Genomic DNA, 21,535 nt, shown 5'->3' on the forward strand with positions numbered 1-21,535 from the left:
CCAGCTCAATCCGTTGAATCTCTCGCTCAGCCCAGGCGCGTGCGCAGGTGACCACGCCGGTACTGGCGACGTCTGGGTCGGAGTGCGTCATCGAAAGCCCACCACGCGTGGACAGCAGCCATCCGGCTGCTGTCTGCCGAACGCTGCACAGGCTTCGGACGCTGACTCGGGATGACCGGCCAGCTCGCAACGAACAGCCGGTGTCGTCCTCAATACGCCAACGCGCGGTCATGAAGGGACCATCCAGTCCATCAACGTGCGCGGCAGCGACTGCACGCGACAAGAACCGATCAGTCGGACTCGTCCGCGGTTCAGCCGCAGGCGCATCGGCAATTTCATGCTCAAGCAGGGTTTGCTGTCTCGGCGGCATCGGCGTTTTACTGGCGCCCGCTTGCGCCCGGCCGATCGCAGCCGAAGCGGACGGCGTCGGCGTCACGGCATGAAGACTTCGCATCTCGTCTACGACGCGCTGCCAGAGAACTCTTGAAATTTTTGCGTCCGCGCCACTGAGCATGTCAAGACCCACAACGAGAAACATCGTTGTCTTGCCGTCTCGGTCTCTGTCTCATCGAGAACCGGCTACCGGCTGCTGCACCTAGACAAACAGCACGCGCGGTCTCATGATGATATGAGAATGTTCGCCTGAACAGCAAACCCCGCCGAATCGTGCGCTATATTCGCGCGGTGAGATAGGACCGGGAGACAGAGCCACCTTGGGAGATGTAACAGTGGCTAGCAGCGTACAGCCCACGTACTGGATAACCGGCGAAGATCGGCGCAAGCTGGTCCTCCAACGAATCTACGATTCGGCCTGCGAGGTTGCCGCCGAGCGCGGACTTGACCAGCTTGACATCGACGTAATCGCGCAACGCACAGGATGCTCACGGGCGACGGTGTATCGCCACGCGGGCGGCAAGAACGCGATTCGCGGCGCGGTGTTGGCCCGCACAGCCGCTCAGATCGTCGCTTCAGTCCAGGAGAAAATTACCGAACTGACCGGCGGAGAACGGATCGTCGCGACGATACTGTTCACGTTGAAGGCGGTTCGCGCCAACACCGTGTCAGCGACAGTGCTGGCAGGCGCGGCCCACCCAACCACCAACAGCTCGCGCTGCACGACGCGGGAATGGGCTGCGGCGACCGCAAAGCTCGCAGGCCTAGACCCAGAGTGCTCGTTTGCCGGAAGGTGGATGGTCCGGGTCATCCTGTCGCTCTTGTTCTGGCCGATGCCGACCAAAGACATGGAAGAACAGACCGTGCGCAGCTTGGTCGCGCCGATGCTGGAATGCCGGCAGCCGACTAATGGCATCGGCTCGTTGCCACACACCAACGGCCACGCCTAGACCCCACCAAGCTTCGCCGGGAACCCCCCGTCGCCTTGATGCGGATTGGCAGCACATCGTCGATGCCGGCGAGCATGCATAATCCGACATGTGAACGCAGCCAACGAGCGCGTGACGTCACGGTGCGAAAGCTACCCGTTCATCAAAGCGGCCGCTCAAGCCGACTTATCGTCTACCGTGACGCGGCTGGTACTGCGTGTTCCGGGCCAATCGTCGGCGCCGCCAGCGGCTTTTTTTCTCAGCAGGCAAAGCGTCCGGCGCACGGCGCCGAGACCCGAACCGTAGAACACGTCCGATCGCCGCGGCCACCGACGCCAGCCGCCGACGGCGCGGTTGGCGTTCCACGGTGGACTCATCTTCATCTGGTACTTGTTGCAATTGGCCGGCGGGCCGTGTGGTCGTGTTCTTCCTACCCAGGTTCAGATAGCGACTTTCCTCAGGACTCCGCCCAATAGCAACCATGACAGGCTCGTCGTCGCCGACGATGACTTCCATCACCGAGGCCTGCTTCTGCACGAAAGTTAGGTCGACCCCATCATCGGGCGGGCCGTCCCGCGGCGGCGACAACACCATAACGGTGCGCGCGGCCACCGCGCTCACTGACTTACCGTCGAACACCGCGATACCGCTTCGCTTGGCCCCGGCAGTGGCAAGAAACAGAAGATCCGGATTGTTGACTGCGGCGATAAGCCCCTCCCAGCGGGCGCGGTTGTCGGCGTGAACCGAAACAACCGTGCCGGTCGCAACCGCTCGCAACGCCATCTGGTGAGCTAACGCGAGCTGTACCCGGGCGTCGATTCGCAGCCGCTTCGGGTATTCGCTGTGGTCGCACAGCGGTATGGCTACCGCGGCGCCGTCGACGTGGCCGATGATTTGCCCGGCGGGTCCGATCGGTACGTTCACAACATCAAGATCGGCTAGACGCACGGTGGTGATGTCAGCGGGGAAGCTGCGGTCACCACAAGGCAGCGTTGCCGTGAATACCCTCCGCTGGGTCCCCGTTGTCCAGAAGAGCGCTCCTGGTTCAGCACGCACATGTCTACGCCTAATCCGCGCTGGCGCAACATAACGCACCAACACTCCCACTCTGGGGTCATCGGGCTTGATGAGTTTGATTGCCACCAAAGTGCTTTCGGAGTGCCATGCCCACCATCTATCGAGCTGGACATCCGATAGCTTCGCCGGGTCAGCCACACATGTTGTCGCGTATACCTTGTCAGCGCGCATGGCCGACCACCTTTCCCGCACCTGATCCAGAGGTGTGGGCTCCAGTAGCACTTCGGTCATCGTTTCGAGCTGCTTCGCCGACAACGCATGGGCGCGGATTCCCTGCTCACGCAACCGCTGCGCCACTCGCTGGGCGGCCGCTTCCAGCGCACGCGGTGCCGCGGTGCGCGACGGGCCACGCGCAACGATACCGGCGAGACTCTCGATAACGTTGAGCCGCAAAATAAGCCATGTGCGGCGTTGCCCAACCAAGGGGCTCTTACCAATGATCTCGGAGTACTGCGTGCGGTAGTCCGAGCCCGACGATACGCGCTGGCCCGCGGAAATAATGTCGATGGCAAGGTCGAGTCCATACTGGCGCATGCATTGAGCCACGAGCTGCACGGGCAGCACATCGTCAGCGGTGACAGCTCTTCCGTTTGCTGCAGTCATCGCCAGCGTCGGCGCCACCTCAAGGACGGCCACCAGCGTCTGGCCCTCCCACCTGACACCGACCGTTTCCGAAACCACACTGCTGTTGATCGAAGCTAGGCGACTACCTGCCGAACGCCGAAATCGAAAAATAAAGACAAATGCGACCACGAACCAGTCCATCAGTGTTCTGCGCCCCCGCACCGGTACCAGCAGCACCAATCCGGCCACAGCTACGACGATGCCTGCCGACCGCGCCGGCAGCACTCTGGCCACAGCCAGCCCCCACATTGCGCACATCAGCAAAGCTAGGAGCTGAATGTATCTCCACCGGCGACGTTGGTTACGGGTCATGGCCGAGGTTGCCGGCTGATGCCCACGAGCAGCATTATCAGCCACAACGCCGTGATCAGCCCCAGAACCAAACCCGCTACCAATGCCGCAGTCGATTTTGGTCGCGCATCGGGCGGTGGATCTGGCGCTGGCATAGCTAATGTGTCGGTGTGCTCAGTCCCGGTACGTTGCCCCCCAGCCGGCATGTCATAGGTGAGGGCAGCCAGGGGGTCGATCAGACCGTGACCGACAACGTTGTCCACCTGCCCCCCGGCTGGGGGGTGCGCGGTGGCGATAATTCGATCTACCACCTCATGCGCGGACAACTCGGGAAACCGCGAACGAAGTAGCGCTGCAGTTCCGGATACGAAAGCTGCCGCAAACGAGCTGCCAACGATAGGAACGAAAGACCGGTCCTTTCCTGGCATCCCGTTGATCAACGTACTGTTGTCGCCCGAGCCCAACGACACGATCCCGTAACCCGGCGCGGCCACATCCACCCACGGTCCAGCCATCGATTCTTTCACCCGAGTGGCGTCGGGAAGCACAAATCCCACCGACAACACCAGGTCGTCAAACCACGACGGCGAAGACACCACCTCAACGTCCGCCCAGTTGCGCGGATCCTGCGAACTAACGTGGTTCACGTCGGGGTTGCTTGCACACTTATTAGAGACGCCACCAGAAGCTCCCCCACCTCCCACATCCCCCGCAGCGGCAACCACGAGCGCATCCTTGCTATCGACAGCGTATTTCAACGCTCCTCCGAGCATTGTCTGATCCCCCGGATCAGAAGACTTTGTGCAAATGGCCACCGAGATGTTTATAACGCGAGCGCCGGAATCCGCCGCATGCACGATCGCCCGCGCCAATGATCGAATGTCGACCGCGGTGCGCGACGTTTTCGGATCGTCGGGTTTGGATGCGCTGTTGTCCAGCGTGAATGCCGCCGATGTCTGGCGGATCGCCATGATCTGAGCATCCGGCGCCACCCCAACGAATCCATCAGTCCCCGAACCAGCACCACCGATGAGACCCGCCACGATGGTGCCGTGTCCATCGCAGTCGGAAAAACCGTCGCCGTCAGCGACGTAATCCCCGCCTGGCAACATTCCAGGTAGTCGCGGCTGAGCCTTCACACCAGTATCGATTACGGCCACCGTTACGCCCGCTCCGGTCGAGAACTTGTGCGCCTGATCTAGGCGCAGCGAGACCGCGGCCGGCGGCATTTGCGCAAGGTCGGAATTCGGTAGCACACCGCCGGTAACGCAGAGAGTTTCTTGGCGCATCGGAAATTCCGGGCTCGGAGGTTCGTCCTTCGGGGCAGCGGCAATATCTGGGATGGGCGGGGAAACGAATGCGTGAGCCGGTATCGAGGAACTTGTGACTACAAGAGCCGACGTAATCGCGGCCACCGCGGCAGATCGCCGGGCCCCCGCTATTAATACGGTCATCGGTTCCGCACGGCGGAGTAGGCACCAACGATCCAAAAAGCCAGCGGCGCAAGCGACAAGATGCACATGAATTCCAACTGCTCGACACGACGCAAGGTAATCGGCGACAGTTTAGCGCCAACAAGCAGCATGCCGCTCAGTACCGCAAGCACACCAATCACCACGACCGCACCTACCACAGACAACAGCTTCGCTGGAGTATCAACTTCGAGTACTGCGGTCACTGACAGACCCGCTGTCACCAGAAACGCCCCGAAGAAAAAGAGGATAGCGTGCGCACGGTCGGTCAACGTTCGTCCTCTTAGCACAAGAACCAGCACTGTTAGCACCGCGACCGCCAATTCACCGTAGAAGTATTGACCATGTGGCTCGAGAGCGGCGACCGCTCCAATTACCACGGATATCACCGCTGCGGTGAACATCCCGGTGAGGTACTTGTTGGCGAGTCGCGACCTCCGCTCTAACAGGGTGTCCTCTGAGTCGGACAACTCCACCTCCGACACCCTGTTGTCGTCCCCAGCATCGGAAACTCCAACAACCATGGCGGCCTCGTTGAGCACACTGTGGTCAATATTCTCACCGGGGACCGGCAAGCTCGGCGGACGAACCCGCGCCAGAAACAGCGCCGTGCCCGGCGCAGCCGCCACCAGGATCATCCCGAGCAGAACAACCATGGTGCCGACATGGCGTGCATCGAACTGAGTGAACGTCAGCACAGTCGCGGATGCCGCGGCGAACCCGGCGCTCAATGTCACCGCGGTATGCACAACAATTCCGATCCTGGTCAAGCGTGCTACCGCCAGGGAGGTTCCAACCACGGCGAACATAGCGGCCATGAAATTAGCAGCGGTCCACTGCCCATCGACCCCGCCTGAGGGTGGGACCGAGACCCATCCAGCGCTGAACGCCAACGGCAATGCCGCTATCCCCAACGCATAGGAAAGCTGTGTCGCAGAACGCCGTCGCTCGGCCACGATCGCCAGGCCAACGAGCAGCACTGCCAGTGTCGCCGAAAGCGGCAGCCACCACCTCCAGGTAGAGACAGACCACCACGCCATTACCACCAACGCCGCCACCAATACCGAAAAAGCGATGACCGAACTCAACCCCAGCGCCCGGGCAGTCGCGGTGGTGAATGACGCGAACTTCACGGCGTTAAACTCCGAGATCGCATCCGCGACGTCTTCAATGAGGGGCTTGAATACCTCTGTGGAATGAATCCGCCTAAGGACGAGCCGAGTACCGTCGACAACTCCAAGATCAGCCAGGGTCTGCGACCGAACGAACGGCGCACCACCCTCGGGAGCCAGCGAGTACACCCCGGTCGCGGTAAACGTTGAGGTAAGACCCTCGTCAGACAGCGCGTTGAGTAAAAAGGGCACCAAATCTTCCATGACCATAGAGAGCGGGGTGTGCATCGTCAGGGACACCTCGACTAGCCATGAGTCCACATGAACTGCAACCCGAACCTGCTCGGGCACGGCAGTCGCGGCGTCGTCACCCGATACGCCCTCGGGACCTTCCGACACAGGCAAGTCGTCTCGCACGGGAAAAACCACCGCTATCGTCCATTTCCCTATGGCCCAAGACAGGGCGCGTAATCGATGGATCAAGCCCAGATCGTCTGAGCGCCGTAAAGTATTGCGAGGTTTCTCCCAGAACTCAACATTTCCGCGCCGGCGGTTCAAAGGTTGCCAGACGCTAGGTGACCTACCGCGAGGGCCGACTGGCGTGCTCGCTAAAATCTGAAATCGGTGCTGTCGCCATCGAACTGCAAGCTGAAATCAGTGTTTGACCGGATTCCACCAATAGCCGCGTGACCGGGAAGCAAACGCGATGGGGTGGCTCATCTCGACACATAGTACCTATGCATTACATAGGTACTATGTGTGGGCATGGACTGGATGACCGGTGAAGGCCGCCGCAAGCTGGTTGTCGAACGAATCTACGATTCGGCGTGTGAGTTGATCGCCGAGAACGGATTTGATCGGCTTGACGTCGACGCGATCGCGCATCGGACGGGCTGTTCGCGGGCGACAGTCTATCGCCATGTGGGCGGCAAGCACGCGATTCGCGGCGCCCTGTTAGCCCGCACAGCCACGCAGATCGCCACCGCCGTGCAAGAACAGGTGAGTAAGTTCAGCGGCGAAGAGCGCATTGTCAGGACCATCCTCTGTACGTTGAGCGCGGTTCGCACCAACGCCGTGTCAGCCACCGCGCTGGCGGGTGCACTCACCCATCCCAGTGCCAACAGTTCGGTGCTGCCGTCCCGCGAACTGGTTGCAGCCACGGTCAAGCTGGCGGGGCTCGACCCGGATCACCCGCTTGCCGGGCGGTGGATGGTCCGAGTTGTCCTGGCACTGTTGTTCTGGCCGATGCCGAATAAAGACATAGAGGAACAAACCGTACGCAGCCTGGTCGCGCCGATGCTTGAATGCAAACAATGGCCCCCTGGCTCCCAGCGCACCCTGCAGCAGCCGCTCAGCACCACAGCCGCCACCGCGCACATCGCGCGGGAACGAGCACCGCAATCGGCGCATACCGCATAGTCGGCTGGCTCCATGCGCTATGTTGCCCACGCCCACCCCGGCGTAGCAGCCCTTTCGGTCTACCAGCACGACTAGCCCCGCGAGCAGGCTACGTCCGCCGCCCTACCGCACGTCCACCACTACGTCACCAGGCAGCAACGTTTCGCCCCTGCCCTGCCCGATCGCGACGAAGAGCCGATGGCGCTGATCTACCTGCCGCAACCACAGTCGCTGTTGTTGCCGGCGCAGCGAGCGGTCACACCACGTTGGCGCCCAAGTGGCCACGCCACGGCGACCCGCGGTTCGAACACGCCGGCTTCGCGACCATCGGCCGGCCACCATGGACACCAGCCGATTCATCCGCGGTAATTCAGCCGAACCGGGCCTTAGGTAACCAGACAGCCCCATCACTTATCCAGTTCAGCCAAACACCGCCAACCAGCACGGGGGCTTGACCCCTTGGGTTGGACACGGGATTTGTGGTTAGGCGGCTTGGGGCAGCGTAGCGGATAGGTGGGTCCTCTCGTAGGTGGCGGGGCTGAGCTGGTTGCAGTAGGAGTGGCGTCGTGTGGTGTTGTAGCGGGCCAGCCAGCGAAAGACCTCGCGTCGGCAGGTGGGGGCGTCGTCCCAGCTGTGTCGGTCTTGGAGGACCTCGCGTTTGAGGGCGGCGTTGACCGATTCAGCCAGGGCGTTGTCGGCGCTCGATCCGATAGCGCCCATGGACTGGGTGACCCCCAACCGGGTACACAGTTTCGCGAAATCCTGTGACGTGTACTGGCGTCCGTGGTCACTGTGGAATACCGCACCACCCAGACTGCCCCGTAGCGCCTCGGCGGCCTTGAGGGCATCTTCGACCAGTTCGGTGCGCATATGCTCTGCGATCGCCCACCCAGTGATCCGCCGAGACCAGCAGTCGATGACGGTGGCCAGATACAGGTTAGCGCCGCTAGCCAGCGGCAAGTACGTGATGTCCCCAACGTATCTCTTGTTGGATTCAGAAGCGGTGAAATCTCGTTTAAGCAGGTCAGGATATTTCTGTGTGGTTTTATCTGGTCTGGTTGTGCGGACACGGCGGCGGCACCGATACCCAGCGATCCCCGCTACGCGCATGACTCGGGCTACTCGCTTGTGGTTGACCCGCTCAGTATCAGCAACACCGTCGTTGAGTTCAGCGGTGATCCGCGGGCACCCATAGGTGTTGTCCTGATCATGTATTGCGCGAATACGCTCGGCCAACACCGCATCAGCAGCGGTTTGAGCTGCCCGCGTGGCTGCTGCCTGACACCAGGTGTAAAACGATGATCGAGCGATCTCGACGACCTGGCATAGCCGCTTCACCTCGAAGGCGTGTCGGTGATCGGCAACGAACTGAAAGCGACTCACCAGTTCGTCTCCCCAGCGAAATACTTGGCCGCCGACCGCAAAATGTCCCGCTCGGTGGCCAGCCGGGTCTTCTCGGCACGCAACGCCTGGTTCTCAGCATGGAGCCGTGCCACCGCTTGTTCGGGGGTCTCGCCACCCGGGGCCCCTACGGCAACCGAACCGGGTTTACGGTGCCGAATCGGCACACCGTGGGCCTTGCACCACGCCGATAACGTTGGGTCGCTCAAGCCAAGCTCAGCAGCGATCATGCTGATCGTCGCACCAGCGGTATCCCGATACAACGCAACCGCATCCCGCTTGAACTCATCAGGGTAACTTTTCCTTGCCATAGGGGTGGATCATCTCGCTTCCCCCAGGAACATCCTGGGATTCAGCGTGTCCAACCCAAGGGGTCAAGCCCCACGCTTCGCCCAGACCGCATTTTCGACCAGCCGCGTCGGGATTACATGCATCATTGAGACGCAATTGCCCATTTCAGTGGTGTTCGATTTGTCTCACGACAACTCTACTATCAGGGATTATGCTGATTTATCAACGTTGCTTTTGTATCTCATCGCGACCTCCCGCCCATGCAGGATAAAGTTGACCACAATGACCCTAATTTCTATCGAGAGCACAGTTCACATAAATTTCACCGATAAATTCTTGGCCATGAACTATCCGGGCATCGATCAGAGCGCTAGGGTGTTGAGGTATGCCTTCACCTATCACTGTTTCGGTGCACACTCCTCAGCTCGAAGAAGCAGCGCAAGAAGTTGAGGTCTTGAGTGATCAGTTCATTGGTGTTATACGCAGCAATTCGGCGGCCACATTTCCAGCTCCCGCTGGTACCGACGAGGTATCGATGCTCGCATCAGAGAAAACCGGGCAATTCTCGCAACAGCACGAGGCTTCGGCGGATCAGCTCGTAGTTGTGTTCAAAAACTATGCCGCAGCACTACGCGCATCGGCAGCCAAATACAACGCCCAAGACTGGCAAGGGGCAAGGAATTTCCTCTAAAACACCGTCACTCTGTAAAGGTTTTCCGATACTCTGTAAAGTCAATTTCCAGGTACGCTAACCTCACGAGGACAGCACATGAGTTACTTGCCACCGGAAGTAATCGCCGGACAATTAACCGCCGGTCCGGGCGCTGCTCCCATGGAAGCGGCTGCCACATCTTACCGCAGTTCGGCGGAGGCCTATCAAAGTCTCGCCGGTAGCGTGGAAGCGCATTCCCAAAGACTGGTCTCCAACTGGTCAAGTGCCGCAAGTCTGCAACTGCGAAAAACAACGCCCCAACTTGTCTCCCATTTGCAGCAACACGGCGCTGCACTGCAAAAAGCGAGCGCGCAAGCAACTACTCAGGCGCAACTATTTACAACTGCCCGAAATTCTATCGTTCCTTTACCTACGATCACGGCGAATCGAACCGAATCAGCCATTTTGCAAGCGACGAATTACTACGGTCAGAACAGCGCAAAAATCGCGAAACTACAAGCCCAATACACAGAATACACGGTGCAGAACAACACAGTCTTGGAGACGTACCGAGCGGGTACCGATGCGAACACCACGTTCACCCCCGTCGAACAGCCCCCACATCTTGTTTCCGCCGTTGCACCAGACCCAGGTACAGGTACCGGTACCGGCCCGGGGAAAGGCGGGGACCAGCCCAATCCGAACCCAACCCCCAACCCCAATCCGAATCCCACCCCAAATCCCACCCCATCCCACACACCGAGCGAATTCATGGCATGGCCCGGAGGAATGGCCATGCCATCAGGATCGATGCCAGGCGGCACGGGCACCGGCTTGACAACGCCTCATGGAGTCACAACTGCCACATCGCCGACACTAACGGGCTTAGGCGGCAAAGGAATACCCAGTTCAACTGGGCCGATAATTAACGAACGCGTTTCCAGCTACGCAGGCCTGCCGGGCGCATCGCCGAAATCCGGGATTCGCACTCCTACCAGTTGGAAGTCCCCCTCGCCCGGAGTCACCGCGCCAAGGACGTCTGGATTTAGCTCTACCCCCACCCCCACCTCGGTCCCCCGGGCCGCTCCCGCCCCTCCTGGTGTGATGATGCCGCCACCGGTAGCGGGTGGTTCCCAGCTTGCTGCCACCGGCGGCGGCGCCGGCAGCTCCAGTCCCCACACTCGGGCTGACGTATCTGGCGGACCAACGGGGCGCCGTCGACGTGGATGAATGGCATTAAGGGGAAAGGAAAAATCCTGTAGAGCAAGGCTACATTTTGGACACAAAATAGCTCCCGCAACACCATCCGGGCGCTAACAACGACGAGGAGGCTAAAAACAGTGGTTGCAGAAGAATCTGTATCAGGACTTTCTTCGATGGTCGGCGGACCTGTAGGAGGATCCGCATCTCGATTCTCGATGGATGTCGACAATCAGCTGACCCAGATACAGAAATTAGAAATGCTCGAAGCGGAAACGTTGGCAAACAATCAGGAGCTGCAACGCATCGCGGAAGAGATGCTAGCCACAGCAGCCAAAGGTAAGATGGCCGATGCCTTCGGGAGGCATTTCGAGGCAATCTTGAAAGTGTGCCGAGAAACGAATGAAAAACTCGGCAGTACAAACGCCACCCTGCGCAAGGGCACAAACACAATGGCAGGCCTGGATGAAGAAAGTGTCGCTATGTTTGCCGTAGACCTCACCAACACTATGGTCGACAACGCGCTCAATAGCGAAGCCTCGTACGGCTATTTCAACAGTCTGGTCAAATAACGAGGCCAGCCGACACCTCAATCGATGCCCGCATATTAACATCGAGCGACCTATAGTCCGCAGCTACGGATAATCCATCTAAAATAGCCAAAGGGGCGAAATGTAAATATTCGAAATCAGCGCGCATAATCAGACGACCCAGCGAAATATCAAGATAATCAGAGATAGCAGGAGGTTTACGACAAAATGACAGCACCAGGTAGGTTCGCACAGGATACCGATGCCCAGGCAGTATACGTAAGGCATTTTAATTTATTGGTTGATAGAACCGGCAAAAATATTTTGTCGTTCCAACAGCACGTTGATGAGTCCGCTCAGTTCTTCCAAGGTCAAGCCGCCCTTGCATTTCAGCACTACCAAGCAAAAGTTCATATGAAGTGCCGACAGGCTCTACAAAGGTTGCAGCAGATCGCCGAAACCCTGCACACCGGACTGGGCCAAACCCTGGGTCAAGACGAACAAGGCGCGGCAGCCTTCAACCAAGGCGACATCGCCGGCGGCAGCTTCTTCACCACGGCGGTAACGTAAAACACGTTAGCATTCTTCCCACAACAACAGCTCGATAAATAAACGGAGGAGCAAAAATGCCATCAAGTCAAATCGTCGTCGATCAGGCCGGAATTGATACGGTAGTCGGTAATCTAACGAGAAATCTCGCCGAATCCGGTGACATTAACGGTGAAATTCGCCAAGAGGCAGCCGCTGCCCAAGGAACCTGGCACGGTAGTTCCGGCAATGCATTTCAGGAAGCGGCAATGAAATTGATGCAGATCAACGAACAGATTATGGAAGAAGCTCGTTACGGTCTGCAAATGTTCCAAAAAGTCACCTCAGAGTTCATGAGCACCGACCAGCAAATCGCAACACAATTCATGCACTAGATGCCAGAAATGCCATGGCTTCACGCTAACCCCTTGGGGAAGCCAAGGTTAAAGCACGTGCCGTTTCATTGGCAGACCAGGGCAACACAGCGCGAGCCTCTGCAAAGGAGTTACCGAACGATTAACTGAACGCATTTTTCAGGTCCGCGCGCCAGCGGTCCAACGCCGCATCTCGCGGCCAGATTCGTTTACCACCGAAACGCTGCGCACTCATGCCCCATGTGCGCGCGCCTTGGTAGCTGCCACGGCTCTAATCCAGATGCTGGAGGGTGCGCACGTCGCTATCCCAGGGTGGTAGTATCCGACTGCTTCCAGCTCGGAGCGGTAGAGGAATATGTCATTTGGAGTAAAACCATTGGGTCAGACTAACGATTCCATCTTGGCAGCAGCCCACCTCAATGTCGATAGCACCCTCTATCTCCTACGGGCGCTTGGAATTGAGAGTGTTCCATTGACATTGGAACTACACGCCAATGTCTACTACAGTCATGAGCAAGCGCTTGTCGATGGCGTCATTGCACCCAAACTTGTAGAAGCCAAGTTCATCGACAGCAACGGTAACATTGACCCTGCCCTAGCTAGATGGTTGCGGGTATTAGAACGTCCGGATATCACCGCATGCGCGATCTCCAGGACAGGCACACATGTGCGGCGAGTGGTCGTAGCGCGGCAAGGCAGGGACCACGTAATGGCTTTGCGCGTCGGCGATGAAGTCGTCGTCCAATCAATATGGTCGCGGGAGCGTTCCGTTGACAATCTGGTGGCTGCACCACTGTGGGATGCGCTGAGGCTGTCCGAAAAGAACATGGACCCGTCACCTGCAGAGATGAAGTCGATTACATGGGAATACACGAAGGATGATTTGAGAAATCAATCCAACGATATTCCGGAGGAAATCCGAAAAGCGCTATCGACACCAGGACCTACTGCAAAAGTCCTCAAAGAACTTATGACCTCCGACGGTCAGCGTTGCGAAATAATGATACAGCAAGAATGGAATCTGAAATCGGTCTATGCCCCTTCTGCGGTATTGCTCGCTGACACGAAATTTGGCCGCGTGGTGTTGGGTACACGTAAAGAACGATCGCACATGATTACAACAATAGGCGCGGGAACCTACGCTCGGTTCCGGACCGCGATAAACGACCTCATCGCCATGGCCCCTTCACGCGATTGGTTTGCTATGGGAGCCGTTGCATCGCCGAATAATAGCGATGCAACAGGCGGGCAACCTAGCCTAAAGGGAACTATGGGTATGCGATAAAACGCGAATCTTGAAGTCTATTCACAAAATTGGTCGACACGATATCCAGCAAAGAATGAACACCATGGCCAAATATTTCCCGCACAGGCGCGATGCGCGACATGCCGTGACGGCCCGCCGACGGGCCTGCGACCGTCCCACAGCCGTATCCTTGTCGGTCGATTGTTAATTGCGATATGGTGGTGGATCGCGACCGTCTAGCCGTCGTGCGGTGGATGCCGGCCGAACGGACACGCCATTCGGCCGACACTTGACTAGCTAGTCGATCCTGCGATTTGAAATTTGGACTATCGTTCGCGAAGGTGGGTTAATAATGGCAGCTGTAGGCGTCGTCAGCCCTTTAAGCATGTTTGTGATGGGTTTTCGCCACCTTCGCAATAATGAGCTTGAACAAGCTCGTCAAGCATTTGCCCAAGCCGTCGTTGCCGACCCGACGATGTGTGATGCTTGGCTCGGCCGTCTTGCCACCGGGGAGCAGACAATCGAGGTGACCGGAGGGGCATACGAGGCACGCAGGAATTTAGGCGCGGCAACCGGTAGTAGCCGCGTGACTGTCGACGATCTCAAGGTTCTGATGACGTTGCACCTGGGCGCATTTCAGCTTCAGGTTCCGCTACGCACCTCGGCGCATGTGGCAGTCGCCTACGCGGCAACGCTTGCCGAAACCAACCCGCCACAGCTGGCCGCCGCAGCCAAGGTGATCGAGCAACATCGGAAAAAGTCTCAGCCACAGTCTGATGACAGCCTTGATGAGGACCTCTTCACATACGTGAAGTTGTGCTTGATGGGGCTTGCCCGGCGGTGGCCTGACATCCTCAGTTTCACCCAAACTCAGCGATGGCAGTCACAAGGAATGCGCGGCAACGACTACCAGGCATCGTATCGTCAGCAGCTCTTGCAGTATCTGGACATCGGATTGCTGGTGTGGAAGACGCGGGCGCTTATTGGCACCGGCAATCCGGGAGAGGCTGAACAGCTAGCGACTAAAGCCCTTGAGCATGAAGGACTTCCCGGTGAAGTGTATCAGCAGCTGAGAATGGCGAAAGGCTATGCACTTCGGGCGCAGGGACGCCGCGACGAATCCATGCGTACGTTCAAGGATCTTCAGGCGGTGTGGGCCAGCAGCGAGGTGGCCGCGGCGATCAGCAGTCCGGACAAGATCATCGAGGTTGTCACCGCCGAATCATTGTCCACTCGTACCGACCCCTGGGATCCAGATTCGGGGCAATCGACTGTTCAGTTGGAAACCGCGGAACGAGACCGCAGCCGTGATGACGTGCGTGCCGCCGCTATGGCGCTGTTGGACAAGCAAATTGGCATGGAAGCCGTCAAAGCGCAGATCAAGCGGCTTGAAGCGTCGGTCCTGGTGGCGCGGCGCCGCGCGGAGCTGGGTATACCTACCGAAGATATCGCGTTGTCGTTCATTTTCTCCGGACCAGCCGGCACTGGAAAGACGACGATGGCGCGGGTGCTGTCCCAGTTGTTGTTCGGATTGGGCATCATCGCTCGCCCCGACGTGATCGAGGTATCTCGTCCGCATTTGGTCGGTGAGTATTTGGGAAAGTCCGCTGTCATGACCAACGGAGTGATAGACAAAGCCTTGGGAGCTTTGTTATTTATTGACGAGGCTTACTCGCTCGTTGGGAAAGGCTATTCTTCCGGCGACGCTTATGGCGAAGAGGTTATCAATACGCTGCTCGCTAGGATGGAAAATGAGCGCCGGACGGACGACCCAGCACGGAAACTCGTCGTGGTGATCGCCGGCTACGACGCAGACATTGACAGGCTTCTAGCGGTCAATGAAGGTCTAGCGTCACGATTCACAACACGAATTCCTTTCCAGTCCTACTCGCCCGAAGACCTGGTGGCTATCGCGGTGCAAATGGCCCGCGACAAGTCCTCGACATTCTCTGAAGCCGCTTGTGCACTACTCCTTGAGCGCACACGGGAATTGGTTAATTACACGGTTCCAGATCTCGATGACGGTGAAATGCCGCGATCGATTGCCGCGATCGACAAAGTGGGCAACGCTCGGTTCATACGCACAGTAACCGAGCTCGCAACGGGACTCCGCGACTATCGACTGGGTAAACTTGACCTGGCAGCCGTCTCTCGTGAGCAACTAATGACCTTCGAACCCCAGGACATCGCTGCGGCGTTCGCCGAAGCCTGCGACGCCCAGAAGATTGCCCTGCCCGGCGACGGCGAGGTTCTCGCCGCGAACAGCTGACCGCCAGCAAGCGGCTAGCAGCAGAAATACCAGATCGCGACCGAGGGGATTTCGTTGTCTGAGTGGGAAGGCCCTGAGCGCCGGCGCCCGCGCGGATTCCGGCTTACCACCAAGTACCAGCTGTCCGGGTGGCGGTTCCTCATCAAACGTATGCGACATGCATTAGTGCGTCGTGATACGCGCATGATTGATGATCCACAGCAATACCAAGCCTCTCCGCTGGCGCTTGGATTAGTCCTGGCCGTGGTGGGCCTTGTCGGAGCACTGGTGCTGGGGTTGGTTTTCCCAGCTGGAAAAGTTGGCAACGCCAAAATTATCGAGGTCAAACAGTCGGGCTCCTTATACATCCACCTTGATGACCGGCTGCATCCTGTGACGAACCTGACTTCGGCCAGGTTGATTATCGGCAAGCCAGATAGTCCCGTCAAAGTTGCTCCAGCTGAGATTTCGAAATATCCCAGCGGCCCTTTGGTCGGCATCCTTGGCGCGCCAAATGATATTCGCGACAGTGACAATCCGTGGTCGGTGTGGACGATATGCGATCTCGTCTCGATACGGTCAGCCGCGCCTGTCCCGTCAGCCGATACGTCGGCGGCACCGCTGATCACGACCGTGGCGTTTAGCGGTCAACTCTCCCGTCAGCCGTCAGCGCGGGCGGTAACGGGCAACATCGCCCGTCTGGTTGCGCATGGCGGCACCACGTGGCTGGTATATCCCCGTCCCGATGGTGTGGTCGTTCGCTCGGCCATAGACCTCAACCATCCGATAGTCACTGATGCGCTAGAGGTGCGTCCAGAAGATTCCGTCCTACCTATCTCACGCGGCCTCTTCAACGCGTTGCCGCTCGAACCGCCCCTAGACGTTCCAGTGATCACGAACATCGGCGAGCCACCGAAATTCGCGTCGAGGCGCTCCTTGGTGGTGGGTGACATCCTCATGACCAGGGCCTTCAAAAAGGAACCCAAGTACTATGTGGCATTGGACGACGGTATCCAACAAGTGGGCGAACCAGCAGCCGAAATGATCGCGAACGCCAACAGCGCAGTGACCGCCTTAGTCGAGGTCGATCCCGGCGAGCTGCTCGCCTATCCGAAAGTCGATCAGCTCCAAGTAGACCACTATCCGAAATCTCCGGTACGGCTCATCCCAGCATCACGATCACCGGTGACATGTTGGTCGTGGTCGAACTATCAGGGTGGACCTGAAGCTCAGATCGACGTCCTCGCTGGTTCGGATCTACCGTTGCTGCCCGAGCAACAAGCATCAGCAGTCAACCTGACGGGGGCAAGCACATCAAAAGAAACGACCGCCAACCGTGTCTACATGGCGTCTAACACCGGCCGGTTCGTCCAGGCGACTGGGGCAGAACACGACGTCAGCAAATGGGCAAGCTATTTTTGGGTCGCAGCCAACGGCGTCCGTTTCGGCCTGGACACCACCGGCGACCCCAAGAAGGGAACTTTGTCGGCGCTGAACCTCCGCCACCCTGCGCCGGCACCGTGGGCTGTGGTCTCGCTGTTCACTCCAGGACCGACACTGTCGCACCGCAACGCGTTAGTCCTGCATAGCGGTATCGCACAAGATCAAATGCTAGTCAATCGCGATACAAGAACGGCGCCTTAGCCAATGCGTATCCTATTCGTCCGCCCAGTATCTCCCCAAAAACCGCCGACGGTAATCCGCCATGAAGTGGACGTTCCGGCGCCTCTGGAAGTCGGCGAAACGTCGTCCGGCCCTAAATGGGCCATGATCGGCATGCCACTGTTGATGGTGGTCGTCATGGCCGGCATGGTAACCATGATGGTCAAGTCAGGACGCCCATTCAACCCACTCACCATCGTATTTCCAATGTTAATGCTTGGCGGAATGGGCACGATGATGGCGAATAACGCTGGGGGGAAGTCCAACAAGGCGGAATTACTAACAGATCGTAAGAGTTCGATCCGCACGTTAGCCATTATACGAGAAAACGTCTTTTCGTGCGGACTAAGCATGCACAAAAACCGTCAGCACTATCATCCGGAATTTAGTACGTTATTAGGGCTTATTGGAACCGACCGGATGTGGGAGGTAACGCCGACTTCTGAGGAATTCACCGCTCTGCGGTACGGTCTGGGCGAGATCAAGCTGGCGGCGCGGATCATGGTTCCCGAGGCTCCTTCTGGCGAATTTCTTGAGCCTGTCTCATGGGTCTCGACGCTACGTTTTCTACAACACCAGTCGACAGTGAAAGGTATGCCGACAGCGTTAACTGTCGCTCAATTCCCCCGAATCAGGTTCTGTGGTGACCGCGATGTCGTACTCGGGGTGGTTCGATCAATGTTAGTGCGCGCAGCCGTTACCCACGGACCAGACAACCTAGCGATCATCCTGCTTACCGATGACACGGATAGCACAGAATGGTCCTGGTTGAAATGGCTACCGCATACTCAACACCCATATGAGGTGGATCGTTTAGGCAAAGCACGAATGATGTATACGGACTGGTCTACGCTGACTACAAGTCTCAGCGGCGAAGAGGAAGGCCGACCTTCCGTCGTAGATTTTTCCCGGAACTTTGTACCGAATCGTGAATTCACCAGTGAGGCGTACCGTCATGTGCTGGTACTCGTGGATTCGTCGTCTCACGAAAAGCGGACCGACTCAGCGATTATCCCCCTCGCTGATGCAACGTGGCTCCTGATTGAGCCGGCCGCCGATGCCTCGAACGAAGAGGAAGGCTTGACGATGCGCTGCGACGCCGACGGCGGCGTGTGGCGCACGGTTCCAAACGACCCAAAGGCAGACCCCATTCGGGTAGCAGTAGCCGACCAAATCAGCATTACCCAAGCCCGTTCCGCAGCCCGCCAGTTAGCTAAGTTCGAAGTCGCTACGCTCTTGAACCTCAATCAGAGCACTGTCCAGGTTGAACGCGGCCGAGATTGGGCCACACTGGTGCGCGTTAAAGACCCGGGCGCTTTGGACCCAATTGCCACATGGAGCACAATCACTCACTATAGCGACAAGAATCGCTTGAAAATTCCTATCGGTTTTACGCCAACCGGCGACCGTCTCAACTTGGACATAAAGCAGGTCGCAGATGGCGGTACCGGCCCGCATGGGATGCTGATCGGTACGACGGGATCCGGAAAATCAGAATTTTTGCGCAACATGGTGCTCAACGCCGCAGTAACTCATTCACCGGACTTACTCAACTGGCTGTTGGTGGACTTCAAAGGTGGACCTACCTTTTTAGGAATGAGCGAATTGCCGCACGTGAGTGCAGTAATAACCAACATGGAAGAAGAAGCCCATTTGGTGAGTCGTATGCGGGAAATGGTCAACGGCGAGATCGAACGCCGCTATGCGGTCCTACGTGCCGCCGACGAGAAATTCCCGCGGGTGGACATCAAGGACATCAAGGACTACGAAACCCAGCGTGAGCGCGGCGCTGACTTACCGCCACTCCCATCGCTCGGCATCATTATCGATGAGTTCGCTGAGCTGCTTCGCGAATATCCCGAATACGCAGACCTCTTCAAAAGAATCGGACGTGTGGGCCGGTCAGTCGGTGTTCACTTGCTGTATGCCTCGCAAACCATGGAGACCGCTGGACGCACCAGCGGGCTGGAAGCTAATATCGGTTACAAGATTGGTCTGAAAACCCTAACGGCTAGCGACTCACGAGCACTGCTCGACGGTTCTGATGCGGCTTTTCGGTTGTCAGGCACGCCGGGCCATGGCGTTTTGAAGACTACCGACGGAACGATGACCGTCTTTCACTCCGGGTTTACCGGCGCCCCGTACCTCCCCCCTCTGAACAGCCGCGAAACTAGCAAAAGTGCCGCATCGAGGCCGTCCGCCAATATTGGCCCGCAAAAATTCACGGCTCATTCCGTGCCGTTGCCCAGCAATAATCAAGTTCACGTCGAAGAGGAGAAACCACAGCACACAGCCGAAGAAATCGAACAGGCACCCACGGTCTTCACGACTGTGGTCGCGCGGTTGCAATCGGGAAGTACGACAGAACCGTACCGTATGTGGCTGCCGCCGTTGTCGGTCAAGACACTTGGTGACGCCGCGCCCACATTGCACGAGTGGACGCCGTCGAACAGCACGGATCCTCCAGAGCTAAATGTTCCATTCGGGCTATTCGATGATCCGAGCCACCATAAACAGCCGACCTGGGAGCTGGATCTCACTACTAACCACCTGCTGATTACCGGTGGTAGCCAGATGGGCAAGTCTACGGCGGTGAAAACACTGGTGTCTTCGTTGGCGCTGAAGAACCACCCCAGACGAGTCCAGATGTATATCATCGATTACGCCGGCGGGGGCCTGGCACCACTGCTCGACCTTCCGCATGTTGGCGCGGTCGCCACGCGAGTCGAGCCGGACGCTATCAACCGCATGCTGGTTCAAACAAAGAATCTTATCGCTGACCGAGAACGCCTTTTTCGCGAACACCGCATTCCGACAATGAGTGCATACCGCGAACTATTGAATCAGCCCAACTCGCCTTTCCTGTCGAAAGATCAATTTGGCGACGTGTTCATGATTATTGATGGGTGGGATGCCGCGGTAGGAGCCGGCCAGATTCTGAGTGGGCGCGGCGGCGAGATAGAGTCGCTCATGTCGGGAGCGCTAAATTACGGGATCCATTTTATACTCACCACATCACGCACCGTGGAGATGCGTGGAATCGAACCTCATATTAATCTATTCGTTGAGCTTCACAGCGGCGAGATGACGAGATTGAAGTCTGCACTGGCGAAAGAAAGGCGACCGGCGCCCGGCTGCGCAATCACCACGGGGTCAGAGCTGCAGGCCCTTGTCGCGCTGCCCCGGGTGGACGGCATTGCAGACACTGAGAGTGCCGGCGAGGGACTTGAGCGCCTAGTAAAAATGGTTGCGGCGCACGAATTTACGCAACAGGTGCAAAAGCTGCGCACACTACCGACTTCGCTTCTGCATAGCGAACTAGCCGAGTCCGTTCCCCCGGTGAACGGTGATGAACGCAGGCGTCTACGTATCCCCTTCGGGTTGCGGGAGTCGACACTACGCCCGGCATACGCCGAAATGTACAAAGAGGCGCATCTAATCATATACGGCGAACCGAAATCAGGTAAAAGTGAGCTGATTGGCACTATCGTCGACAGCATCACCCGGCTATTCCCCACACGGTTCGAGGCTGAGATTATTCTCCTAGATCCGCGCAGCCGCCACTTGGATAAACTACCGGACAAAAACCTTTTTGCGACGGTACGCCGAGATCATGAACTTGAGCCCGTCATCAATGCCCTGAATGACGAATATAATCTGGGTACACGGACCGTACCCGACGATGCGTCCGCTGAGATGCGCAAGGCGCGCTCGTGGTGGCAAGGGCCAGAAATTTTTGTGATCATTGACGACTACCAGATAGTCGCTCCACGGCACTCCTCTCCCCCCATTCACCACCTCCTCCCCTGGGTGCGCAATGACTCGGTCGAACGAGGTTTCCACTTCGTGATAGCACGACAATCGGAAGGACTCATGACAGCCGGACAGTCCGATCCCATACTGCGACAGCTCGCATCCGACCGAGCACCTGCGGTATTGCTTTCGGCCGATAAGTATGACGGCGGGGTCGGCGAGGTTAAGTTTGAGCGTTTTGGCATCCCGGGCCGAGCCCGCTACGTTGAAACCACGTTCGGACGAATCGAGCGTATCCAAGCGGCATGGTCTGGCATTCGCGAGGATGTCACGGCGGAGTTCGACGACGATTAG

15 protein-coding genes and 1 pseudogene are annotated in these 21,535 nt (G+C 58.1%); 11 read left to right on the top strand and 5 right to left on the bottom strand.

The genetic code is table 11. From position 1 onward, the window contains the following. Positions 1 to 728: 728 nt before the first annotated feature. Entirely contained in the window at positions 729 to 1,343 is a 615-nt protein-coding gene (locus tag ACO07W_RS01985; RefSeq protein ID WP_421840299.1) for a TetR/AcrR family transcriptional regulator, read from the top strand. A 165-nt stretch (positions 1,344 to 1,508) separates the two neighbouring features. On the opposite strand, the gene eccE is transcribed toward ACO07W_RS01985, so the two are convergent. Genes eccE through eccD form a run of 3 tightly spaced genes read right to left on the bottom strand, consistent with a single transcriptional unit; the run spans position 1,509 to position 6,327 of the window. Then, positions 1,509 to 3,335: a type VII secretion protein EccE gene (eccE, locus tag ACO07W_RS01990; protein ID WP_421840301.1), complete on the bottom strand. Its 1,827-nt coding sequence runs from the start codon at positions 3,333 to 3,335 to the stop codon at positions 1,509 to 1,511. Then, positions 3,332 to 4,768, bottom strand: coding sequence for a type VII secretion-associated serine protease mycosin (mycP, locus tag ACO07W_RS01995; protein ID WP_421840303.1), 1,437 nt, complete (start codon positions 4,766 to 4,768; stop codon positions 3,332 to 3,334). The genes eccE and mycP overlap by 4 nt, the downstream gene beginning before the upstream one ends. Further along, positions 4,765 to 6,327, bottom strand: a complete 1,563-nt coding sequence (gene eccD, locus ACO07W_RS02000; RefSeq protein ID WP_421840305.1) for a type VII secretion integral membrane protein EccD — start codon at positions 6,325 to 6,327, stop codon at positions 4,765 to 4,767. The genes mycP and eccD overlap by 4 nt, the downstream gene beginning before the upstream one ends. Before the next feature lie 345 nt (positions 6,328 to 6,672). Between eccD and ACO07W_RS02005 the strand changes: the two genes are divergently transcribed. Further along, the gene (locus ACO07W_RS02005; RefSeq protein ID WP_421845767.1) at positions 6,673 to 7,317 is read left to right on the top strand and encodes a TetR/AcrR family transcriptional regulator; all 645 of its coding nucleotides are present in this window, start codon (positions 6,673 to 6,675) and stop codon (positions 7,315 to 7,317) included. A gap of 462 nt (positions 7,318 to 7,779) precedes the next feature. Here the strand turns inward: ACO07W_RS02005 and ACO07W_RS02010 are convergent. Next, positions 7,780 to 9,008 (bottom strand): IS3 family transposase gene (locus ACO07W_RS02010; RefSeq protein ID WP_421840068.1). Its coding sequence is split into 2 segments (ribosomal slippage): positions 7,780 to 8,693 and positions 8,693 to 9,008, totalling 1,230 coding nucleotides; the frame shifts between segments, so codons are not numbered across the junction. Between the two features lie 365 nt (positions 9,009 to 9,373). Here ACO07W_RS02010 and ACO07W_RS02015 point away from each other — a divergent pair. Together ACO07W_RS02015 and ACO07W_RS02020 are read left to right on the top strand one after the other, a co-directional pair. Continuing rightward, complete coding sequence (locus ACO07W_RS02015) at positions 9,374 to 9,679, top strand: PE domain-containing protein (RefSeq protein WP_421840307.1); 306 nt, start codon at positions 9,374 to 9,376, stop codon at positions 9,677 to 9,679. Positions 9,680 to 9,757: 78 nt separating this feature from the next. Further along, positions 9,758 to 10,225: pseudogene (locus ACO07W_RS02020) on the top strand (PPE family protein); the annotation flags it as partial. 359 nt (positions 10,226 to 10,584) lie between these two features. Here the strand turns inward: ACO07W_RS02020 and ACO07W_RS02025 are convergent. Then, on the bottom strand, positions 10,585 to 10,821 hold the full coding sequence (locus ACO07W_RS02025; protein WP_421846174.1) for a hypothetical protein: 237 nt from the start codon (positions 10,819 to 10,821) through the stop codon (positions 10,585 to 10,587). A 159-nt stretch (positions 10,822 to 10,980) separates the two neighbouring features. On the opposite strand from ACO07W_RS02025, the gene ACO07W_RS02030 reads away from it, so the two are divergent. The 7 genes from ACO07W_RS02030 to eccCa all read left to right on the top strand — a co-directional run bounded on the left by ACO07W_RS02030 (position 10,981) and on the right by eccCa (position 21,535). After that, on the top strand, positions 10,981 to 11,412 hold the full coding sequence (locus ACO07W_RS02030) for a hypothetical protein (protein WP_421840309.1): 432 nt from the start codon (positions 10,981 to 10,983) through the stop codon (positions 11,410 to 11,412). A 186-nt stretch (positions 11,413 to 11,598) separates the two neighbouring features. Beyond that, on the top strand, positions 11,599 to 11,940 hold the full coding sequence (locus ACO07W_RS02035) for a hypothetical protein (protein WP_421840311.1): 342 nt from the start codon (positions 11,599 to 11,601) through the stop codon (positions 11,938 to 11,940). 56 nt (positions 11,941 to 11,996) lie between these two features. After that, a complete protein-coding gene (locus ACO07W_RS02040) occupies positions 11,997 to 12,293 on the top strand; it encodes a hypothetical protein (RefSeq protein ID WP_421840313.1) in 297 nt (98 codons plus the stop codon). 379 nt (positions 12,294 to 12,672) lie between these two features. After that, entirely contained in the window at positions 12,673 to 13,557 is an 885-nt protein-coding gene (locus ACO07W_RS02045; protein WP_421840315.1) for an ESX secretion-associated protein EspG, read from the top strand. Between the two features lie 313 nt (positions 13,558 to 13,870). Beyond that, a complete protein-coding gene (locus tag ACO07W_RS02050) occupies positions 13,871 to 15,787 on the top strand; it encodes an AAA family ATPase (protein ID WP_421840317.1) in 1,917 nt (638 codons plus the stop codon). 54 nt (positions 15,788 to 15,841) lie between these two features. After that, entirely contained in the window at positions 15,842 to 17,410 is a 1,569-nt protein-coding gene (eccB, locus tag ACO07W_RS02055; protein WP_421840319.1) for a type VII secretion protein EccB, read from the top strand. A 66-nt stretch (positions 17,411 to 17,476) separates the two neighbouring features. After that, entirely contained in the window at positions 17,477 to 21,535 is a 4,059-nt protein-coding gene (gene eccCa / locus ACO07W_RS02060) for a type VII secretion protein EccCa (protein WP_421840321.1), read from the top strand.

Source organism: Mycobacterium sp. (genome assembly GCF_965230835.1).
Taxonomy (GTDB): domain Bacteria; phylum Actinomycetota; class Actinomycetes; order Mycobacteriales; family Mycobacteriaceae; genus Mycobacterium.